This is a genomic window from Thermobifida cellulosilytica TB100 (assembly GCF_001517975.1).
In the GTDB taxonomy this organism is placed as follows: domain Bacteria; phylum Actinomycetota; class Actinomycetes; order Streptosporangiales; family Streptosporangiaceae; genus Thermobifida; species Thermobifida cellulosilytica.
The window spans coordinates 28,417-47,543 of sequence record NZ_KQ950189.1 but is presented as its reverse complement, the minus strand read 5'-3'; the positions used below and the strand labels follow the sequence as shown (position 1 = coordinate 47,543).

The following is a 19,127-nucleotide window of genomic DNA, read 5'->3' as shown; positions in this document are numbered from 1 at the left end:
CCCGGTCGTTTGCGCCCGGAACAGACGCCGCCCCGGCCGCCCCCGCTGTGCAGTACCGTTGCGACAGCGGAATCCCGCGCCCAGATACCCAGACTTCCTTCCGGATCGCGTGAAACTCTTGTGGATATGCCCGTGAGCTGGCCTGCCGTCTCGGTCGTCATGCCCGTCCTGAACGAGGAACGCCACCTCGCCTCCGCCGTGCGCCACGTCCTGAGCCAGGACTACCCAGGTGAGCTGGAGGTCGTGCTCGCCGTGGGTCCGTCCCAGGACCGGACCCAGGAGGTCGCGGACGAACTCGCCGCCTCCGACCCCCGGGTCAAGGTGGTGCCCAACCCGTCGGGACGCACCCCGTCGGGGCTCAACGCGGCGATCGCCGCCTCCTCGCACGACATCGTCGCGCGCATCGACGGCCACGCCATGATGCCCGCCGACTACCTGCGCATCGCGGTGGAGACGCTGGAGGAGACCGGCGCCGACAACGTGGGCGGCATCATGGCCGCCGAGGGGGAGACCCCGTGGGAGAAGGCGGTGGCCGCCGCGATGACCTCGAAGATCGGTGTGGGCAACGCGCGGTTCCACACCGGCGGCGAGGGCGGCCCGGCCGACACCGTCTACCTGGGCGTGTTCCGGCGCTCGGCGCTGGACCGGGTCCAGGGCTACGACGAGGCGTTCCTGCGCGCCCAGGACTGGGAGATGAACTACCGCATCCGCATGACCGGCGGCACCGTGTGGTTCCAGCCGCGCATGCGGGTCTCCTACCGGCCCCGGCCCAACGTCCGGGCGCTGGCCAAGCAGTACTTCCACTACGGCCGGTGGCGCCGGGTGGTGGCCCGGCAGCACCGGGGCACCCTCAACCTGCGCTACCTGGCGCCCCCGGTCGCGCTGACCGCGATCGTGCTGGGGCTGGTCGGCGGGTTCTTCTTCTGGCCCGCCTGGCTGGTCCCGGGCGGCTACCTGGCCGCGATCCTGGCCGCCTCGATCCCGCTCGGCTCCGGGCTGCCCCTGGCCTCCCGCCTCGCCATCCCCGTGGCGCTGGCCACCATGCACATGGCGTGGGGCGCGGGCTTCATCACCAGCCCGCCGAGTCTGGGCTCCGACTCCCGCACCGCCCGGGCGCAGCGCGAGGGCGCCCAGGCAGGCTGAGGGGAGCAGCGGAGGCGCGGCCCCGCTCAGTCCGCGGACCAGGGCTGGGCCGCCTCGGCGAGCGCCTGCACGGTGCCCGGCACGTCGTCGACGACGACGGCGTCCGTCCCGGCCGCGGCGAGGCGGACCGAGTCCTCGGGGTCGGGGCACCACGCCACCACCCCCAGGCCCGCCTGGTGCGCCGCCGCCACGGTCTCCTCCGGGGAGCGGCGGCCGGGGCGTTCCGGCTCTCCGGCCAGCCCGAAGGAGCGGACGTCGACCGCGACCAGTGCGCAGCCCAGGCCCGCCGCGCCCGCCACCGCGTGGTCCACCGGGTTGCGGACGAACGGCATCCACGCGGTGGCCACCCCGGGCGCCTGCTCGCGCACCGCCAGCACCACCGACGGGTCGAAGGAGCACACGAAGACCCTCCGCAGCCGGGCCTGCCGCCGCAGGTAGGGGGCGAGCAGCGCCACGGTGCGCCGCCCGGGCGGGTCCACCGCGTCCTCCAGCACGGTCTTGACGTCCACGTCCAGGCCGACGTCCGCGGGGACGGCGTCGAGCACCTCGTCCAGGGTGGCCACTCCGGCGGCCCGGGACTCCGCGGCGGGCAGGTCCACGACCAGGCGGCCGTCGGGCAGGGCGGCGTTGTGGTAGGCGAGCAGCACGTCGTCGGCGCTGCGCCGGACGTCGACCTCCACCCAGGAGGCCCCGGCCTCCGCGGCGGCGGCGACCGACTCGGGGGTGTTCTCCACCAGGCCGTCGACCGTGCCGCGGCCGTACCCCCGGTGCCCGATCACCTCGGTTGGGGCGAACATCACCGCTCCGCCGTGCCGCGCAGCAGGACCTCGGCCACCGCGAGGTCGCCGGGGTGGGTCACCTTGATGTTGGACTCCTCGCCGGGGACGATGCGGACCGGCTCCTCCGGCAGGTAGCGCAGCACCACGCCGCAGTCGTCGGTGGCGGTGAAGGCGGGGTCGGCGCAGGCGCGCGCGTAGGCGCGGCGGACCACCCCGAGCCGGAAGCCCTGCGGGGTCTGCATCCGGCGCAGTCCGGCACGGTCGGGAACCGAGGCGATCACCTCGCGGCCCCGCGCGTCGGCGGCGACCTGCACCACCGTGTCACTGGAGGGCACGGCCACGCCGACCGCTCCGGCCTCGGCGAGCGCGGCCACGCAGGCGGCGATGGTGCGCCCGCTCACCAGGGGGCGCGCGGTGTCGTGCAGCAGCACCAGGTCGTCGTCGGCGCGGTGGGCGACCGCGCGCAGCGCCGCGAGGGAGCTCTCGGAGCGGCTCGCGCCGCCGGGGACGACCCGGGACACCTTGGCGTACCCGCCCTCGGCGACGATCTTCTCGGCGGCGGCGACGTGGTCGGCGACCATGACCACGACGACCTCGTCCACCTCCGGGGCGGTGCAGAACGCCGCGATCGAGCGCTCCAGGATGGTCCGTCCGGCCAGCGACAGTAGCTGCTTGGGGAGCGGGCCTCCCACACGCGAGCCCACTCCGCCGGCGAGGACGGCTGCCGTCACGTGCGGTCGGCCGCGTTCGGGCTGGTCGTTCGGCATGGCCTCTCTCCCCGTGTGGTGGACGTGTCGTGGGTCAAGGGGAGAGGCTAGCCCACGGTCACGGGGAGTTCCCGACCGCAACTCAACAATGAAGGAATGATTCGCCCGGAACGGGACATCTCTGCCTGTCTGGCCGGTAACCTTAGTGCGCCTGGAATCACCGGGGCTGCCGATCGTGCAAGTATTGGGTCCGGCCCGGTGTTCTCCCGGAGGCGTGGCGGACGTGTCCCGGCCGGTTCCGAGCGGCGCCGCCGAACCCCCGAGCCTTCCGCCGCCGCGCGTGAGACGTTCTGCGGCGGTGGCCCGGACACGCCGCTGTGGCGCCCCGTCGCCCCCGTTGGTCGCCCCGGGCGCCGCAGGCACACCCCTGATCCCACGGCGATACGCGTCGCGCGATCGTACCCGAACGACTGCACCCCGAGGAGGTGGCGGTGGCGTCGAGGACGCTGGCCGTCTGGCAGAACCGGAAAATCGTCGGACACCTGGTCCGCCGCGATCTCAAGGTCAAATACCAGAACTCGATCCTCGGCTACGCCTGGTCGATGTTGGAGCCGCTGGCGATGGCCTGCGTCTACTACTTCGTCTTCGGCGTGGTGTTCGCGGCCACCGGCGGGGCGCGCCAGGCGCCCGGCGGTCCCGACGCGCCCGGCGGCTATGCCCTGTTCCTGCTCTCGGGCCTGCTGCCGTGGATGTGGTTCAGCGCCGCGCTCAACGACGCCCCCAAGGCTCTCATCACCCACTCCAAGCTGATCACCACGATGAAGGTGCCCCGGGAGATCTTCCCGCTCGCCATCGTGCAGACCAAGTTCGTGGAGTACCTGCTCACCTGGCCGGTCCTGCTGGTGTTCGTGTTCGCCCTGGGCGGTCAGACCGGCTGGAACTTCTTCTGGATCATCCCGGCCGTCGCGGTGCAGCTCGTGCTGTCGCTCGGGGTGACGCTGCTGCTGTCCTCCATCAACGTGCTGTTGCGCGATGTGGAGCGGATCGTCCGTATTCTGAACCGGGTGCTGTTCTACGGCACGCCCGTTATCTACCCGATGTTCCGCGTCATGGAGGTCGAGGCGCTTCCCGACTGGTTCAAGGCGCTTTACGCACACAACCCGCTGGCCGGTATCTTCCAGATGCACCATGCGGTGTGGTATGCCTCCGAAGCGCCTCCCGCGTCCGTACTGTGGGCCACGGTCGGGGGCTCCATCCTTGTGCTGCTGATCGGGTATGTCACGTTCCGACGACTCGAGAGCGCCGTTCTTAAGGAGTTGTAATGGCGGAGCCGGTCATCGAGGCCAAGGGGCTCGGCATCAAGTTCGCGACGAACCGCCGACGCAAGCGCAGCCTGCGGGAGATGTTCATCCACGGGACCAAGCGCGACCCCAACCGCGGTGCCGCCGACTTCTGGGCGCTGCGCAACGTCTCCTTCACGGTGACCAAGGGCGAGTGCGTCGGCATCGTCGGCAAGAACGGCACCGGCAAGTCGACCCTGCTCAAGCTGATCGCCGGGGTGCTCATCCCCGACGAGGGCACCGTCACCGTCCGCGGCAAGGTCGCCCCGCTGCTGGAGCTGCGCGCGGGCTTCAACGACCAGCTCACCGGCCGGGAGAACGTGCACCTCGTGGGCTCCCTGCACGGCATGAGCCCGGAGACGATCCAGGAACGGTTCGACGAGATCATCGACTTCGCCGAGATCAAGCCGCGGTTCATCGACACCCCCGTGCGGCACTACTCCAGCGGTATGAAGGTGCGGCTCGGCTTCGCGCTGATCTCCCAGTTGGAGCACCCCATCATGCTCGTGGACGAGGTGCTCGCGGTGGGCGACAAGTCCTTCCGCAACAAGTGCTACGACGCCATCGAGCGGATGCTTCAGAACCAGCGCACCATGGTTCTGGTCTCGCACAACGAGGGCGACCTGAAACGCTTCTGCGACCGCGGCCTGTACATCCGCAACGGCGAGCTGGTGCTCGACACCGACATCAAGGGCGCGCTGGACGCCTACAACGCCGACACCAAGGCCGAGATCGCCGAGCGCAAGAAGAAGGACGACGGCAAGGCCGCCTGACACCGCCGATCCGTGTGGCCGCTTGCCAAGCGGTCCCCGCATGGGTAACGGTTACACCACAGACACGTGTGGGAAGGGCGCGGCGAGTGACGGAGACCGGAGTACTCACCGCCCGCGGACTGCGACCGCTGGCCGACCCCGTCGTGCGCTGGGCCGAGCGCCGGGGCACCACCGCGGCGGCCATGGCCCGGGCCGGGGGCGTCCTCACCGTCGTGGCCGCCGTGTGGTTCACCGCCCCCACCCTCCTGGGCAGGCTGGCCGGAGTCCTCGCGCTGGCGCTGGTGCTCTACTGCGACGCGGTCGGCGACCGGCTCGGCGAGCGGGGCCGCGACACGCTCACCGCCTGGAGCGTCTCCTTCCTGGTCCACCTGCGCGAGTTCGTGCTCTACGCCGCCCTGGCGGTCGGAGCCGACCTGGACGGCCGCGCCGACGCCTGGGCGTGGGCTGCGGGCGCGCTCGTCGCCTACGCGGTGCGCGAGTCGGTGGTGGCGGCCCGCGCCGCCCGGTACGCACCGGTCCTGCGCGACGCCGAGGAGGAGAGACTCTCCCCGATCGAGGCGATCGACCCCAGCCGCACCGACCGCGACGACTCCGACCCGGAGTTCACCGCCGAACTGCTGGGCGGCCCTCCGGCCCGGGAGGACACCGAGCCCGGCGGCCTGGTCCGCATCCGGACCGCCCCGCCGCGCCGGGACGGCGGACGGCGGCTCCCCGACGGCGACCGTTCCGGGACCGCCGAGCCGGAGCGCGGCCCGGCGCGGCTGCGGAAGGGCAGCGGACTCCTCTGGGATCTGGTGGCCTTCGGCCCCTCCGAGCGCTTCCTGGTGATCGCCGCTACGGTAACGATTTGGGACGTTTCAGCGGCCTTCCCGGCACTGGTCGCTGGCTTCGCCGTCGCGGTGGCCGGTGCGGCAATGACCCCCCGCCGACACACTCCGTGAGGGCCCCATGCACCCCACTCCGCAGTCCCACCCCGTTGACCTGCGTTTTCTCCGTGACGACGGTCACCTGAGCACGGGCATCGGCACGCTCGTCCAGGGGGCGCTTCCGCCCGTGCTGCCCGCCTTCGCCGGAATTCTGGTGATGGGTGTCTTGCTGGTCGCCGGTTTCGGTGATCTGACCGGGGTTACCCTGTTCGCACCGGCGGCGGCGCTCCTGCTGTCAGGGGTCGCCTCCGCCCATCCGCACGACGGACGGTTCGACTGGGTCGTGCCGCCGCTGTTGCACGGAGCCGAATACCTGTACCTGTTCGCGCTCGGCTACGGTGCAGGAGTACCGGGTCCCCTGGTGTTCGCGCTTGTCGCGCTGGTCGTCCTGCACCACGGCTCCACCGTGCTCCGAGCGCGCCACGGCGTCCTCCCGCCCGAATGGGCCCGCTGGGCCATGCTGGGCTGGGACGGCCGGATGCTCCTGGTCGCGGCCGGAGGAGCGATGGGATGGCTTCCCTTCGCCTACGGCCTGCTCCTGGGGTACCTGGCTGTCCTGTTCGCGTGGGAGACCGCCACGAGCTGGCTCGCGGCGCCGGTGACCGCAGCGGGGGACGACCCGGGTGACACACGAGGAGGCGTCGCAGCCTCCGACAGTTGAGGAGGGAGACGCCGACATGCTCGGTATGGTTCTCGCCGCGGGCGCGGGTCGCCGACTGCGCCCCTACACCGACACCCTGCCCAAGGCCCTGGTGCCGGTGGACGGCGACACCACGGTCATGGACATCACGCTGCGCAACTTCGCCGAGGTGGGGCTCACCGACGTGGTGGTCGTCGTGGGCTACCGCTCCGAGGCGGTCGAGGAGCGCAAGGAGACCCTGGAGCGCCGCCACGGGGTGAAGATCACCACGGTCTTCAACGACAAGGCCGAGGAGTGGAACAACGCCTACTCGCTGTGGACCGCGCGCGACTACTTCGCCGAGGGCGTGCTCCTGGCCAACGGCGACACCGTGCACCCGGTCGGTGTGGAGAAGACGCTGCTCGCCCACAGGGGACCGGAGATCCTCCTCGCGGTGGACAACGTGAAAACACTCGCCGACGAGGAGATGAAGGTGACCCTGGACGAGACGGGGCACCTGAAGCGGATCACCAAGCTGATGGACCCCGCGACGGCCGCGGGCGAGTACATCGGGGTCACCCTCATCGAGGGCGGCGTCGCCGGGCGGCTGGCCGACGCGCTGAAGGCCACCTGGGAGCGCGACCCCCAGTTGTACTACGAGGACGGTTACCAGGAGCTGGTCGACCGGGGCGGCAGGATCGCCGTGGCGCCGATCGGCGAGGTCGAGTGGGTCGAGGTGGACAACCACGACGACCTGGCCCGCGCTCGGGAGATCGCATGCCGCTACTAGCCCGGATGCTCGCCTCGCCACTCTCCATCGACGTGCGGCGCGGGGCGATCTCGGGCCTCGGGCTGCTGCTCGCCGACCGGCGCATCGCCCACGAGGGGCGGATCGCGGTGGCGGTCGGCCCCGGCCAGGGCGCCCAGATCGCCGCCGACCTCGACCTGCCCAACTGCGAGGTGTTCCGGGTCGAGAACGCCACCGTGGACACCGCCAACGAGCTCGGCAAGAAGCTGCGGGCGGGGGCCTACGAGGCGGTCGCGGGGATCGGCGGGGGCAAGACCATCGACGTCACCAAGTTCGCCGCCACCATGGCGGGCATCCCCATGATCGCGGTCGCCACCAACCTCTCCCACGACGGCATCGCCTCCCCGGTCAGCTCGCTGGAGCACGAGAGCGGCAAGGGCTCCTACGGGGTGAACCTGCCGATCGCGGTGGTGGTGGACGTGGACTACGTGCGTGCCGCCCCGGAGCGGCTGGTCCGCTCGGGGGTCGGTGACGTGCTGAGCAACCTGTCCGCGATCGCCGACTGGGAGCTGGCGGGGGCCGAGACGGGCGAGCCGGTGGACGGCATGGCCGTCACCTTCGCCCGGGTCGCGGCCGAGGCGGTGCTGCACCGCACCGACTCGATCGAGTCCCAGGACTTCCTGACCGCGCTGGCCGAGGCGCTGGTGCTGTCGGGGATGGCGATGTCGGTGGCCGGTTCCAGCCGCCCCGCCAGCGGCGCCGACCACGAGATCCTGCACGCCGTGGACCAGCTCTACCCGGGCACCAGCAACCACGGGGAGCTGGCCGGTCTGGGCACGCTGTACGCCTTCTTCCTGCGCTCCCGGCACCTGGGCGAGGGCGAGCAGCGGCTCCGGGACGTCCACGCCTGCCTGCTGCGCCACGGACTGCCGACCCTCCCCTCCGACGTGGGGCTGGACGAGGAGCAGTTCGTGCGCGCCGTGGCCTTCGCGCCGTCCACCCGGCCGGGCCGCTATACGATCCTGGAGCACCTCAACCTTTCCGACGACGAGATCAGGCGGAGCGTTCGCGACTATGTCCAAGCCTTCGGTCGCTGAGGTTCGGGCCGGTGGCCAGCCCGAAGGAATCAAGGAACGGGTCAACGAGGAGCACTGGGCGGGCCGCCTCTACATGCGGGACATCTCGCCCTACGTGAGCACGTTCTTCGTCCGCCTGGGCGTGCCGCCGAACCCGATCACCTACCTGATGATGGTCTGCGGCGTGCTGGCCGGGGTGGTGCTGGCCTTCGGCGGGCTGTGGTCGGCCCTGCTGTCCGCCCTCCTCGTCCAGGTCTACCTGCTGCTGGACTGCTCCGACGGCGAGGTGGCCCGGTTCACCGGGCGGACCAGCGTGACCGGCGTCTACCTGGACCGCATCGGCCACTACCTGTCCGAGGTCGCGCTGCTGATCGGGCTGGGGGTGCGGGCCCAGGGCGAGTTCGCCGCCGGGACCTGGGTGGTCGCCGGCATGGCCGCGGCCCTGGGCGCGGCGCTGATCAAGGCCGAGACCGACAACGTGGTGGTGGCCCGGGCCAAGGCCGGCCTGGGCGAGCGGGTGTCGGACGAGGCCCTGCGGCCCCGCTCCGCCGGGCTGAACCTGGCCCGCACGGTCGCCTCCGCGCTGCGCTTCCACCGCATCATCCAGGCGGTGGAGCTGTCGCTGCTGGTCGTGGTGGCGGCGGTGGTGGACGCGGTCCGCGGCGACCTGCTCGCCACCCAGGTGCTCACGGTCGCGTGCGTCGCGGTGGCGGCGTTGCAGACGGTGCTGCACCTGGTGAGCATCCTGGCGTCCAACCGGCTGCGGTGAACCGCGGACCGCGCTGCACACCTCCCCGGAATTGATACGGTCGTTAGCGGGTTCATGCGATCGTTGGATTCCGTTGGCCTGTCCCACACCTCGATGAACGGTTGTCGATGAACAGTCCGGTCCCTTCCCCGCACACGGCGCAGCAGAGCGCGGCGTCCCGCGAGGCCGCCGTGTCCCCCCAGGACAAGCACCCCTACGACGGGGTCGAGCAGGCCGCGCAGGAGCAGGAGTCCGGGCCGGAGAGCGGAGGTACGCAGCAGTTGAAGCTCTCCTGCGTGCTGCTGACGATGGGCAACCGCCCGGCGGAGCTGCGCCGGGCCATCGCCAGCGTGTTCGACCAGGAGGGCGTCGACATCGAGGTCGTCGTCGTCGGCAACGGGGCGGACCTGCCGGAGCTGGACGAGCGGGTGGTCACGGTGCGGCTGCCCGAGAACGTCGGCATCCCGGCGGGCCGCAACGCCGGGGTGAGGGCCAGCAGCGGCGACGTCATCCTGTTCCTCGACGACGACGGCTGGTACCGGTCCCGCGACCTGGGACGGCACGTCCACGACCGGTTCGCCGCGGACCCCTCCCTCGGGGCGCTGTCCTTCCGGATCGCCGATCCCGACGGCGGCCCCGACCAGCGGCGGCACGTGCCCCGGCTGCGGGTGGGCGACCCGGGCCGCTCCAGCCGGGTGACCACCTTCCTGGGCGGGGCGTCGGCGATCCGGCGCACCGCGTTCGAGCGGGGCGGCGGACTGCCGGACAGGTTCTTCTACGCCCACGAGGAGACCGACCTGGCCTGGCGCATCCTGGACGCGGGCTTCCACATCGAGTACGACGCCGAGGCGGTCATGTACCACCCGGCGACCTCCCCGACCCGGCACGCCGACTTCTACCGGCTCAACGCGCGCAACCGGGTCTGGCTGGCCCGGCGCAACCTGCCGTGGCCGCTGGCCGTGCTCTACCTGGCCGTGTGGGTGACGCTGACGGTGCTGCGCGAGCGCTCCGCGACGGCGCTGCGCCCCTGGTTCGCGGGATTCCGCGAGGGGTGGCGCACCGACCCCGGGCAGCGCAGGCCGATCCGGTGGTCCACCGCCTGGCGGATGACCCTGGACGGACGACCGCCGATCATCTGAGCCGCGGTGCGGCCCCGGACACGGACGCGGCCCGCCCTGCCGAGCGGGACGGGCCTGCGGGTCGGTGCGGCCTAGAGCTCGGTGACCATGTCCTCGTACTCCAGCCGGGGCAGCCGCGGGAACTGCGGGTGGTCCGCGCCCGGGCGGCCGATGTTCATCACCACGAGGGAGCGGTACCGGCCCTCGGGGAAGAACTCGGCGTCGACCGCGGCGGCGTCGAAGCCGGTCATCGGCCCCGCGGCCAGACCGGCGGCGCGCACGCCGACCAGGAAGTAGCCGATCTGTAGTGTGGCGTTGAGCTTCGCGAAGTTCGCGCGCGCCTCGGCGTTGCCGGAGAACATGTCCCGGACGCTCTGGGCGCGGTCCGGGAAGAACCGGTCCGCCTTCTCGTAGAACTCGCTGTCGTAGGCCAGGATCGCCGTGAGCGGTGCGGTGCGGGTCTTGGCCTGGTTGCCCTCGGACATGTGCCGGACGAGGCGCTCCCGGCTCTGCGGCGACCGCAGCAGGACGATGCGCAGCGGCTGGGAGTTCATCGCGGTGGGACCGTACTTGACCAGGTCGTGGACGGCGCGCACCTGCTCCTCGGTGACGGGCTCGTCGGAGAAGGTGTTCGCGGTCCGCGCCTCACGGAATAGCAGGTCCTGGGCGTCCTTGGCAAGCTCCAGCGGTTCGGAGATCTGGGACAAGGTCTCTCCTGGAAGTTTCGTCGACACGTCCGCCCGGCGGTACTGCCGGGCAAAGAGAGCCAACTTGTCTTCCTCGGAAAGTATTTCGCCGGTGCCGTGTGTACTGCCTCACGCTGGGCGGTGGGACGGTCGGGCCGTCCCACAGCCGACGACGGTCACAGCACCTCGACGCCCTCGCGGGTGACCGGAGAGGTGATCCGGCCCTCCGTGCCCGGGGTGGTACGGGGCAGCACTCCCCGGGTGTCCAGCAGCCGTCGGCACCGCTCCAGCAGCAGCTCGGCCGTGTACTCGCGGTGGTCGGTGAGCAGGATGGTCAGGTCGGCCTCGGCCATCGCCCGCTCCAGGTCGTCCACGCGCTTCACCGGCCGGCCGCCCACCTCCCACTCGGAGACGTGCGGGTCGTGGAAGAGCAGCGTCGCCCCCTTCTCCGCGAGCTTGGCGGCCACCGGGCGCGCCGGGGACTCGCGCTGGTCGGCGATGTCCGCCTTGTAGGTGACCCCCAGCAGCAGAACGGTGGACCGCGACAGCGCCAGCCCCGCGTCGTTGAGCATGTCCTGGGCGCGCCGCAGCACGTAGTCCGGCATCCGCGCGTTGATCTCCTGGGCCAGCTCCACGAAGCGGAACGGGTAGCCCAGCGTCTTGACCTTGTAGGACAGGTAGTTGGGGTCGATGGGGATGCAGTGCCCGCCCACCCCCGGCCCCGGGTAGAACGCCTGGAAGCCGAAGGGCTTGGTGGCGGCGCAGGCGATCGAGTCCCACAGGTCCACCCCCAGCTCCCGGCAGAAGACCGCCATCTCGTTCACCAGGGCGATGTTGATGTGGCGGTAGGTGTTCTCCAGGAGCTTGGCCATCTCCGCCTCCCGGGTGCCGCGCGCCCGCACCACGGTGCGCACGAACTTGCCGTAGAAGGCCGCGGCCAGCTCACCGCAGAGCTCGGTGTAGCCGCCCACCACCTTCGGGGTGTTGGCCACCCCGAAGACCGGGTTGCCGGGGTCGATCCTCTCGGGCGAGAAGGCCAGGTGGAAGTCCCGTCCCGCGGTCAGGCCGGAGCGCTCCAGGATGGGGCGGAGCACCTCGTCGGTGGTGCCGGGGAAAGTGGTCGACTCCAGGATGACCAGGGTCCCCGGGGACAGGTGCGCCGCGATCGACTCGGCCGCGGAGGTGACCGCGCTGAGATCCGGGGAGCCCTCCTCGGACAGGGGGGTGGGGACGCAGACCACGATGGTCTGGGTACTCCCGAGAACGCTCGGATCCGAGGTCGCGGTGAACCCGGCTGCCCGCATGTCCGCGATGTCCACCTCGGACAGATCGTCGATGTGCGACCTTCCGGCGTTCAGCCCGTCGACCACGCGCTGGTTCACGTCGAGCCCGGTGACTTTCAGGCCGGACCGGGAAGCCTCGTGCGCCAGCGGCAGGCCCACGTACCCCAGGCCGACGACCACTAGGTCAGAGGTGTAGGTCGAGACGCCCACAGTTGATCTCCCTCATATGGAAAAGCATGCTCACGGGATGTGTTTTTCCGGTAGCTGGACGCCCGAGCTCGGTACCGCGTTGCCTTCCGATATCGCACTTGGCCTGAACAGGACATTCTTGCGTGGGGCTGACATGAGGGCCTGATATCTGGGTATGCGGCTGCGGGCTGCTCTCGGCGCGCGCATGATGATATCGCCCATACGGCGGAAACAGGGAGCCGGAGGCACTGGGAAACAGATTTCGCACAGAGCGGCGAATAGTAGCGAGACAAAGAAAATACAGCCGCGTCATCAACAAGTTTGACTATTTTTCAAGATCAGTGCGTCACCGACCGCATTCGCGTATTGACTCAGCGGTGTGGATGGGAATGCCCGACCGCCCGGGGCGGGGCGCCGGGCACTACGATGGCCCTGCCCGCTGTCCGGGCCCCGGGGCCGAGGGCGCGGACCGCCGGATCGACCGTCGGCCGTGAAGTCGGGTTCATCACCTGTTCATCCAGGTTCGCCACCGTGGACGGCAGGGAAGTGGGTCGGCGCCCGCACCACCGCCGGTGGCTGCGAACGTGCCGGGAGGACGGACTATGAAGCGGCGTGAGCAGAGCCAGACCGAACAGCTCCGCAAGGCGTTGGCCGAACGCGAGGCGCAGCTCCAGGAGGCCCGGGCGCGCCTGGCGGCCCTGGAGGGCTCGACCTCGCTGCAAGTGGGGCGGGCACTGGCCGGAGCCGCCCGCCGCCCCGCCCGGGGCCTGGTGCGGCTGCCCCGGGAGCTGTACCGGCTGTGGCGGGGCAGCACCCGCGGTACCGGCTCCGCCCAGCGCGACCGCGCCCGCATCCCCGAACCGGTCCGCTCCTACGAGGCCGAACGGCAGGAGGCCCGGCTGCTCGCGGGACAGCCCGCCTTCGGCGACGAGCGGATCGTCGTCGCCGGGGTGCTCTCCGCCGAGGCCCGCGCCGCCCTGGCGCCGTACGCCCGGATCATCCCGCTGCGCCCGCACGACGTCCAGGTCGTCTTCGACTCCGCCGACGTCGACCTGGTGCTGGTGACCACCTCGGCCACCCGGCCGGGAAACCCGTGGGCGCACGCCGGCGACCCGGCCGCGGTGGACCGCACCCGGGCGCTGCGCTGGGTCCTGGAGGCGGCCGGAGCGCGCGGGGTGGCCTCGGTCCTCGTCCGCGACGTCCCCGCGGCCCCGGCCCTGGCCGAGCTCGGCTTCGACCACGTCCACGACGGCGACCTCGGCGTCCCCCTGCACCGGTACAACCCGGTCGCGGCCGAACCGGACCGCCTGAGCACCCCGGTGCGCGTCTCGGGGACCGGACGCCTCCCGGCCGCGGGCGAGGACGAGATCCTCGACGCCGACACCTGCTGGGAGGAACTGCCCGAGGTGCTGCGCGCCGCCGCGGTCGCGGTCGTGGACACCCCGTCCCTGGCCGACCGGGCGCTGGCCTGCGGTGCCCGGGTCCTGCTCACCTCCGGGCAGCCCGGACCCGGGCTGCCCCCCGCGGCCGTGCGCACCACCGCCGACGGCACCGGGCCGGCCCGGACCGTCGGCGAGGGCCCCCTCACCCCGGGCGAACTGCGCTCGGTGCTGCGCTCCCTCTTCCTGACCCGGGCCACCCCCGTGGTCCTGTCGGAGCTCCTGGACCGGGTGCGGCTGCTCCCCGGCGGCGGCACCCGGACGCAGCCGCTGGCCGGGCGCGCCGTCGCGGTGCTGGCCAGCCCGCTCGACGACACCGAGTCGCTGGCCCTCGCCGACGACGTGCTCCACCAGCAGCACCCGCCCGCCGAGGTCGTCGTGCCCGCCCCGTGCGCCGCCTACGCTGGCGTCCAGCGGCTGCGCGCCCACGGGTACCCGGTGCGCACGGCAGCCGACCTCGGCGTCGGCCCGGTGGACCGCTGGACGCCCGCCGCATGGGCGCGCCTCGCCCGGGCCGCCACCACGCCGTGGACGCTGCTGTGGGACCGCCCCGCGGGGCAGACGCTCCTGGTCGACGCGCTGTGCGCGGCCGAGTGCTCCGGAGCCGACGCGGTCGGCGCGGCCGTGCTCGCCGGAGGGAGCGCGGACCGGCCCGCCCGCGGCACCGACCTGGGCTGGGCCGCCGCCGCCCAGGAGTACGTGTTCGTCAACGAGGTGCGGCCCTTCCTGGCCCGCCGCGACCTCGTCCGCAGGGGCCTGCACCCGGGGGTGTGGAGCCGCCACGGCGCCCGCCTCCTCGCCCTCGGCGACCCGCGTCCCGCCGGCCACGACGCGGCCCCCGACCACGCACACGCCGGCTGACGGCACACTGGGGACGACGGGCGCCGCCCCGACCCCCGACGGCGGCGCCGACGGCCCACCACCGCAAGGCGAGAAAGGAAGCACGTGTGAGCATCCGCGCACTCGTCTACTGCGACGCCGACCCCGACTCCGCGGACGCGGCGACCGTGTGGACGCAGTCCGTGACCCGGGCGCTGGCGGCGGCCGGATGTTCGACCATGCTGCTGCTCAGGTCCCGCCCCGCCACCGAACGGCTGACCGCCTCCCTGGCCGGGGAGGCCGGGATCGTGGTCCGCCACCCGCAGGAGGGCCGGCACCGCGTCGACCCCGGACCGCACGGGCTCACCCCGGAGCAGGCCGTGGACCTGATCACCCGGCTCGACGCCGAACGGCGCTTCCACCTGGTGGTGCTGCGCGGACGGCGCACGGCCGCGGTCGCCGCGCACGCCGAGGCGCTCGCCGGACGGCTGTGGACCTGCGTGGACGACAGCCCGCGCAGCCTGGCGGGGATAACCTCCGGGGTGGTCGCCGAACTCACCGACATCGCGCTGGCCTCCCGGTTCCTGCTGTGCTCGGGCGAGGAGCTGCGCTGCTTCCTGGAGTCGAACGTCCCCGCCGCCTGCGGCCGCACCGTGCTGCTGCCCCCGGCGCTCGCCGCACCGCGCGGCACGGCCGCCGACCGGCCGGACGTGCCGCTGCGGATCGGCTACGCCGGGGCGCTCACGGCCTCCCGCAACGTCGTGGAGATGACCGAGCTGCCCGCGGCCCTCGCCGCGCGCGGCATCCCCGCCGAACTGCACGTGGTCGGCGACACCGTCCGCGGGTCCTCACCGGAGTGGGTGCGGCGCGCGACCAGGGCGTTGCAGGACACCCCCAACGTGGTCTGGCACGGCGGCCGCTCCCGGGAGGAGGCCCTGGGCCTGCTCGCCGACTGCCACGTCGCCCTGTCCTGGCACCGCTCCGACCTCGACGCCGCGCTGCTCCCGGCGCTGACCGCCCTGGAACCGGGCTCCCTGGGCATCCCCGCCGTCGTCAACCGCACCCCGCTGAACGAGGGGCTGTTCGGCCGCGACTACCCCCTGTACGCCGAGCCGGCCCTCCAGGGGGCGGTCGCCGCGCTGGAGCGGGCGAGCCTGCCGGAGGTCCGCCGGGAGGCCGCGGCGCGCTGCGCGGACGCCGCCGCGGCGTTCACCCGGGAACGGCTCGTCGGGCGGCTGCGCACCCTGCTGCGCAAGGCCCTGCCCGACGCGCCGCGCGGCACCAACCCGAACCTGCCGCTGAAGGTCGCCGTCGTCGGCACCGACCTCGGCGGCCTGGCCGGACTGGTCGAGCACCTCAAGACGCTGCCCGGCGTGGAGCTGCGGCTCGACGAGTGGGAGGGCCCGCACACCCACGACCAGTACCTCAGCCGGGAGCTGGCGGCCTGGGCCGACGTGGTGCTCTGCGAGTGGTGCGGGCCGCACGCGCTGTTCTACGCCCGGCACAAGCGCTCCGGGCAGCGGCTGCTGGTGCGGCTGCACCGGTTCGAACTGGCCACCGAGTGGCCCCGGCGCCTCGACATCGAGAAGGTGGACGCCGTCGTCTGCGTCAGCCGCCACTACGCCGAACGCGCCCGCGAGCACGCCAGTTGGCCCGCCGACCGGATGGTGGTGGTGCCCGAGGGGATCGACACGGCGCAACTGGCCCGGCCCAAGCTGGAGGGCGCCCAGTACACGCTGGGCCTGCTCGGCGCCATCCCGTCGCGCAAGCGCCTGGACCGGGCCCTGGACCTGCTCGCCGAACTGCGCGACCGCGACCCCCGCTACACGCTGGCGGTCAAGACCCGGCAGCCGTGGGACTACTGGTGGGTGTGGAACCGCCCCGAGGAGCGCGCCCACTACGAGCGCGCCTACCGGCGCATCCAGCGCTCCGGGAGGCTCGCGGAGGCCGTGGTGTTCGACCCCTACGGCCCCGACGTCGCGGCGTGGCTGCGCCGGGTCGGGTTCGTGCTGTCCACCAGCGACGACGAGAGCTTCCACCGGGCGGTGGCCGAAGGCGCGGCGTCGGGCAGCGTGCCCGTGCTCTGGGACTGGCCGGGCGCGGACACCGTGTACTCCTCCCGGTGGATCCACCGGGACGTCGCGGCCATGGCCGACGCGGTGCACGAGGCCGTCACCGGCGGCCGCTTCGACGAGCTGCGGGTCCGGGCCCAGCAGGAGGTCGCCGAGCACTACGCGCTGCCGCGGGTGCTGGAGCAGTGGACCCGTCTGATCGTGGCGGACGAGCGGCCGGAGCCCCGCGGGGACCTGCCGGACCGGGACTAGCAGGCGCTCTCGGACTCCTCGGCGGTCTTGGCTTCGATGGAGTCCAGGACGTCGCCGGACGAGGAGGGCTCGCCCTTGAGGCCGTCCCAGTCGGCGGAGATCACCAGTTGCACCGTCGTGCCCAGCGCCGGGTTCTCCGCGACGACCGCCTTCTTCAACTGCGCGGCCACGGTGTTGGCGTGCTCCTCCATGCCGGGGCCGTAGTAGACGGTGGTCTGCCCGGGGATCGGCCCCTGCGGGTTGCCGGTGCCCGCCAGCACGAAGCCCTTCTCCTGGAGCGCCGCGCCCACGGTCCCGGCCAGCCCGGAGGTGTCGGTGCCGTTGAGGACCTCGACGGAGACCTGGGAGGGGTCGACCGTGGGGGCCGCTTCCTCCTTCTCGTCCCCGCCGTCGCCCTCCTCGGGCTTGTCCTCGACGATCTCGGTGTCGTTGGCGATCGCCTGGAAGAGCTGGTCGGCGTCGGGCTGGGTCCAGGCCACCCGGTTGGGGTCGTCGGGGTGGGCGCCGTTGGGCACGGTGATGAACCGGATGTTGCCCATGTCGACCTCGCGCATCTGGATGGCGATGTCGGTCATCTTGTCGACGGTGAACTGGTCGTCGACGGTGATGGAGTCGGTGACCGAGCCGAGGAAGGAGTAGATGCTGCTGGGGCTGGACATGATCTCGCCGCTCATGACCTTGCGCAGCATGGCGCCGAGGAAGACCTGCTGGCGGTCGATCCGGCTCAGGTCGCTGCCGTCGCCCTGCCCGTAGCGGGAGCGCATGTACCCCAGGGCCTGCTCGCCGTTGAGGGTCTGGAGGCCCGCCTCCAGGGTGAGCTGCGCCTTGGGGTCGTCGACCGGCTCGGGGATGCACATCTCCACGCCCCCGATGGCGTCGACCATCTCCTTGAACCCGGTGAAGTCCACGCTGACGAAGTGGTCGATGTGGATGCCGGTGAGCTGCTCCACGACCTTCCACTGGCACTGCACCCCGCCGTAGTTCATCGCGGAGTTGATCATGCCGCGGTGCGCCTCCATGCCCGGGCGGTCGCCGTTGGGCTCGCAGGAGGGCATGTCCACGATGGAGTCGCGGGGCAGGTTGACCAGGACCGCCCCGTCGTAGCTGGGGGAGATGTGCGCGATGAGCAGGGTGTCGGGACGCTCGCCCTCGATCTGGCCGCCGTACTGGGCGTTGTCGCCGCTGCGCACGTCGGAGCCGATGATCATGATGTTGAGCGCGCCCTCGACCTTGGTCGGCCGGTCCCAGGAGTCGGTGTCGACGGTCTCCTGGCTGATGTTGCCGTAGATGTCGTAGTAGGCGCCGTAGGCGGTGAGGCTGCTGCCGATGACGACCGCCGTCGTCGCGACGGCGACCCAGCCGCCGAGGCTGAGTCCGCGGCGGACGGCACGCGATCCTGCGGATCTGCAGGAGGAGGGTCTCTTCGGCATCGAACACCCGGGGCAGTGAGGCGTCAGGAAAGCGACCTGGGGGCGGTCTGCGACAGCGGGGGACTGGGCAGGTCCCCGACGACTGCCGTGACTCGCTCCATGCCAAGCCGCGATTGCAGCGTAGTGGAGTCCTGGGCCGGAATCAGCACGATCGACGAGGCAGCCGCCAGCACGCCCAAGAAACGGGACAGATCATCCCCAAGTAGCGTAAGGGGCGCTGAGTCGGGAGTGATGATAGCCACTCTGTCCTCGGCTGTCAGCTTGCCGAGGCGCGCGTACTCCCGGCCGGTGTCGGCCAGCTCGGCTCCGGAGTACACGGTGCCGCCGTGCTCCAGAGCCGCCGCCAGCGGATCCACGCGCACGGGGGAGAAGCGGTCGCCGTAGCCGCGGACCTCCACGGTGTAGTCCATGGCGGCGGGCAGGCAGTCGTCCAGCGGCAGTCCCAGCGGGTGCAGCGAGGCCGCGACCACCTCGCGCGCCCCCGAGTTGAACGCCGCGTCCACCCGGGCCGCCTCGGCGACGGCGAGGTCCGCCTCCCAGGAGTCCTCCCCGGCCAGCACCACGGTCGCCCCCGCCGACCAGCACGCCACCGCCCAGGCCAGGCTCTGCCAGTGCAGCGGGAGCGCCAGCGCCACCCGCTCCCCGGGCAGCACGCCCAGCCCGTCCACGAGCATGTTGGCGGTCTTGGCCACCCAGTTGTCGAAGGTGGCGAAGGACATCTCCACCCGGACGCCGGTGGCCGGGTCGTAGGAGGTGAGGAAGGGGCGGGCGGCGTCCACGCTCCGGGCCGCCAGCCACAGCTCTCCCGGCGTCTGCGCTGACACGGCGGACCTTCTTTCGGGTTCGGCTGCGCAACGGGGCACATGGTACCCGCGAAGCGGTCCGACCAGCGGGGGAGCGCTGCGGTTCCGCTTCCTGCGGCCGCCGCCGGTTCCGGGCGCGGATCCGGAGGGAGCCCGTGCCGTGTCGGCTGTGACCTG

The 19,127-nt window shown here is 72.2% G+C and carries 17 protein-coding genes; 11 read left to right on the top strand and 6 right to left on the bottom strand.

The features are described from left to right. The first annotated feature begins 126 nt into the window (after window positions 1–126). Complete coding sequence (locus tag AC529_RS18900; protein ID WP_198156495.1) at window positions 127–1,143, top strand: glycosyltransferase family 2 protein; 1,017 nt, start codon at window positions 127–129, stop codon at window positions 1,141–1,143. A 26-nt stretch (window positions 1,144–1,169) separates the two neighbouring features. On the opposite strand, the gene AC529_RS18895 is transcribed toward AC529_RS18900, so the two are convergent. After that, entirely contained in the window at window positions 1,170–1,940 is a 771-nt protein-coding gene (locus tag AC529_RS18895; protein WP_198156494.1) for a glycerophosphodiester phosphodiesterase, read from the bottom strand. Further along, window positions 1,940–2,689, bottom strand: coding sequence for an IspD/TarI family cytidylyltransferase (locus AC529_RS18890; protein WP_068758693.1), 750 nt, complete (start codon window positions 2,687–2,689; stop codon window positions 1,940–1,942). Before AC529_RS18890 ends, AC529_RS18895 begins: the two co-directional genes overlap by 1 nt. A gap of 431 nt (window positions 2,690–3,120) precedes the next feature. Here AC529_RS18890 and AC529_RS18885 point away from each other — a divergent pair, with 431 nt between their 5' ends. From AC529_RS18885 to AC529_RS18850, 8 genes are all read left to right on the top strand, one after another. After that, entirely contained in the window at window positions 3,121–3,951 is an 831-nt protein-coding gene (locus tag AC529_RS18885) for an ABC transporter permease (protein WP_068758692.1), read from the top strand. Next, entirely contained in the window at window positions 3,951–4,742 is a 792-nt protein-coding gene (locus AC529_RS18880) for an ABC transporter ATP-binding protein (protein ID WP_068758691.1), read from the top strand. Before AC529_RS18885 ends, AC529_RS18880 begins: the two co-directional genes overlap by 1 nt. Before the next feature lie 86 nt (window positions 4,743–4,828). Next, window positions 4,829–5,683, top strand: a complete 855-nt coding sequence (locus AC529_RS18875) for a hypothetical protein (protein WP_068758690.1) — start codon at window positions 4,829–4,831, stop codon at window positions 5,681–5,683. A gap of 7 nt (window positions 5,684–5,690) precedes the next feature. Next, complete coding sequence (locus AC529_RS18870; protein WP_068758689.1) at window positions 5,691–6,329, top strand: DUF5941 domain-containing protein; 639 nt, start codon at window positions 5,691–5,693, stop codon at window positions 6,327–6,329. A 16-nt stretch (window positions 6,330–6,345) separates the two neighbouring features. Continuing rightward, window positions 6,346–7,077: a phosphocholine cytidylyltransferase family protein gene (locus tag AC529_RS18865; RefSeq protein ID WP_068758688.1), complete on the top strand. Its 732-nt coding sequence runs from the start codon at window positions 6,346–6,348 to the stop codon at window positions 7,075–7,077. A gap of 5 nt (window positions 7,078–7,082) precedes the next feature. Beyond that, window positions 7,083–8,132 (top strand): iron-containing alcohol dehydrogenase family protein, encoded by a 1,050-nt coding sequence (locus tag AC529_RS18860; protein ID WP_068758687.1) that lies wholly within the window; start codon window positions 7,083–7,085, stop codon window positions 8,130–8,132. Then, entirely contained in the window at window positions 8,110–8,880 is a 771-nt protein-coding gene (locus AC529_RS18855; protein WP_068758686.1) for a CDP-alcohol phosphatidyltransferase family protein, read from the top strand. The genes AC529_RS18860 and AC529_RS18855 overlap by 23 nt, the downstream gene beginning before the upstream one ends. A 287-nt stretch (window positions 8,881–9,167) precedes the next feature. After that, entirely contained in the window at window positions 9,168–9,998 is an 831-nt protein-coding gene (locus AC529_RS18850) for a glycosyltransferase family 2 protein (RefSeq protein ID WP_068758719.1), read from the top strand. Between the two features lie 71 nt (window positions 9,999–10,069). Here AC529_RS18850 and AC529_RS18845 read toward each other — a convergent pair whose 3' ends face one another. Next, entirely contained in the window at window positions 10,070–10,684 is a 615-nt protein-coding gene (locus AC529_RS18845) for a malonic semialdehyde reductase (protein ID WP_068758685.1), read from the bottom strand. 155 nt (window positions 10,685–10,839) lie between these two features. Beyond that, window positions 10,840–12,156 carry a nucleotide sugar dehydrogenase gene (locus AC529_RS18840; RefSeq protein ID WP_068758684.1) on the bottom strand — a complete coding sequence of 439 codons (1,317 nt, stop codon included), beginning with the start codon at window positions 12,154–12,156 and terminating at the stop codon, window positions 10,840–10,842. A gap of 581 nt (window positions 12,157–12,737) precedes the next feature. Between AC529_RS18840 and AC529_RS21215 the strand changes: the two genes are divergently transcribed. Both AC529_RS21215 and AC529_RS18830 read left to right on the top strand, forming a co-directional pair. Then, window positions 12,738–14,435: a hypothetical protein gene (locus tag AC529_RS21215; protein ID WP_068758683.1), complete on the top strand. Its 1,698-nt coding sequence runs from the start codon at window positions 12,738–12,740 to the stop codon at window positions 14,433–14,435. An 86-nt stretch (window positions 14,436–14,521) separates the two neighbouring features. After that, on the top strand, window positions 14,522–16,717 hold the full coding sequence (locus tag AC529_RS18830; protein ID WP_068758682.1) for a glycosyltransferase: 2,196 nt from the start codon (window positions 14,522–14,524) through the stop codon (window positions 16,715–16,717). On the opposite strand, the gene AC529_RS18825 is transcribed toward AC529_RS18830, so the two are convergent. Together AC529_RS18825 and AC529_RS18820 are read right to left on the bottom strand one after the other, a co-directional pair. Continuing rightward, a complete protein-coding gene (locus AC529_RS18825; RefSeq protein ID WP_068758681.1) occupies window positions 16,714–18,147 on the bottom strand; it encodes an LCP family protein in 1,434 nt (477 codons plus the stop codon). The genes AC529_RS18830 and AC529_RS18825 overlap by 4 nt on opposite strands. A gap of 23 nt (window positions 18,148–18,170) precedes the next feature. Continuing rightward, the gene (locus tag AC529_RS18820) at window positions 18,171–18,971 is read right to left on the bottom strand and encodes a TIGR03089 family protein (protein WP_068758680.1); all 801 of its coding nucleotides are present in this window, start codon (window positions 18,969–18,971) and stop codon (window positions 18,171–18,173) included. Window positions 18,972–19,127: the final 156 nt, after the last annotated feature.

Excerpts from the sequence above, each read along its gene's own strand:
- AC529_RS18900 (WP_198156495.1), top strand. The coding sequence starts at position 127 with ATGCCCGTGAGCTGGCCTGCCGTCTCGGTCGTCATGCCCGTCCTGAAC.
- AC529_RS18860 (WP_068758687.1), top strand. The coding sequence starts at position 7,083 with ATGCTCGCCTCGCCACTCTCCATCGACGTGCGGCGCGGGGCGATCTCG.
- AC529_RS18870 (WP_068758689.1), top strand. The coding sequence starts at position 5,691 with ATGCACCCCACTCCGCAGTCCCACCCCGTTGACCTGCGTTTTCTCCGT.
- AC529_RS21215 (WP_068758683.1), top strand. The coding sequence starts at position 12,738 with ATGAAGCGGCGTGAGCAGAGCCAGACCGAACAGCTCCGCAAGGCGTTG.
- AC529_RS18825 (WP_068758681.1), bottom strand. The coding sequence starts at position 18,147 with ATGCCGAAGAGACCCTCCTCCTGCAGATCCGCAGGATCGCGTGCCGTC.
- AC529_RS18890 (WP_068758693.1), bottom strand. The coding sequence starts at position 2,689 with ATGCCGAACGACCAGCCCGAACGCGGCCGACCGCACGTGACGGCAGCC.
- AC529_RS18895 (WP_198156494.1), bottom strand. The coding sequence starts at position 1,940 with ATGTTCGCCCCAACCGAGGTGATCGGGCACCGGGGGTACGGCCGCGGC.
- AC529_RS18855 (WP_068758686.1), top strand. The coding sequence starts at position 8,110 with ATGTCCAAGCCTTCGGTCGCTGAGGTTCGGGCCGGTGGCCAGCCCGAA.
- AC529_RS18865 (WP_068758688.1), top strand. The coding sequence starts at position 6,346 with ATGCTCGGTATGGTTCTCGCCGCGGGCGCGGGTCGCCGACTGCGCCCC.
- AC529_RS18880 (WP_068758691.1), top strand. The coding sequence starts at position 3,951 with ATGGCGGAGCCGGTCATCGAGGCCAAGGGGCTCGGCATCAAGTTCGCG.
- AC529_RS18850 (WP_068758719.1), top strand. The coding sequence starts at position 9,168 with ATGGGCAACCGCCCGGCGGAGCTGCGCCGGGCCATCGCCAGCGTGTTC.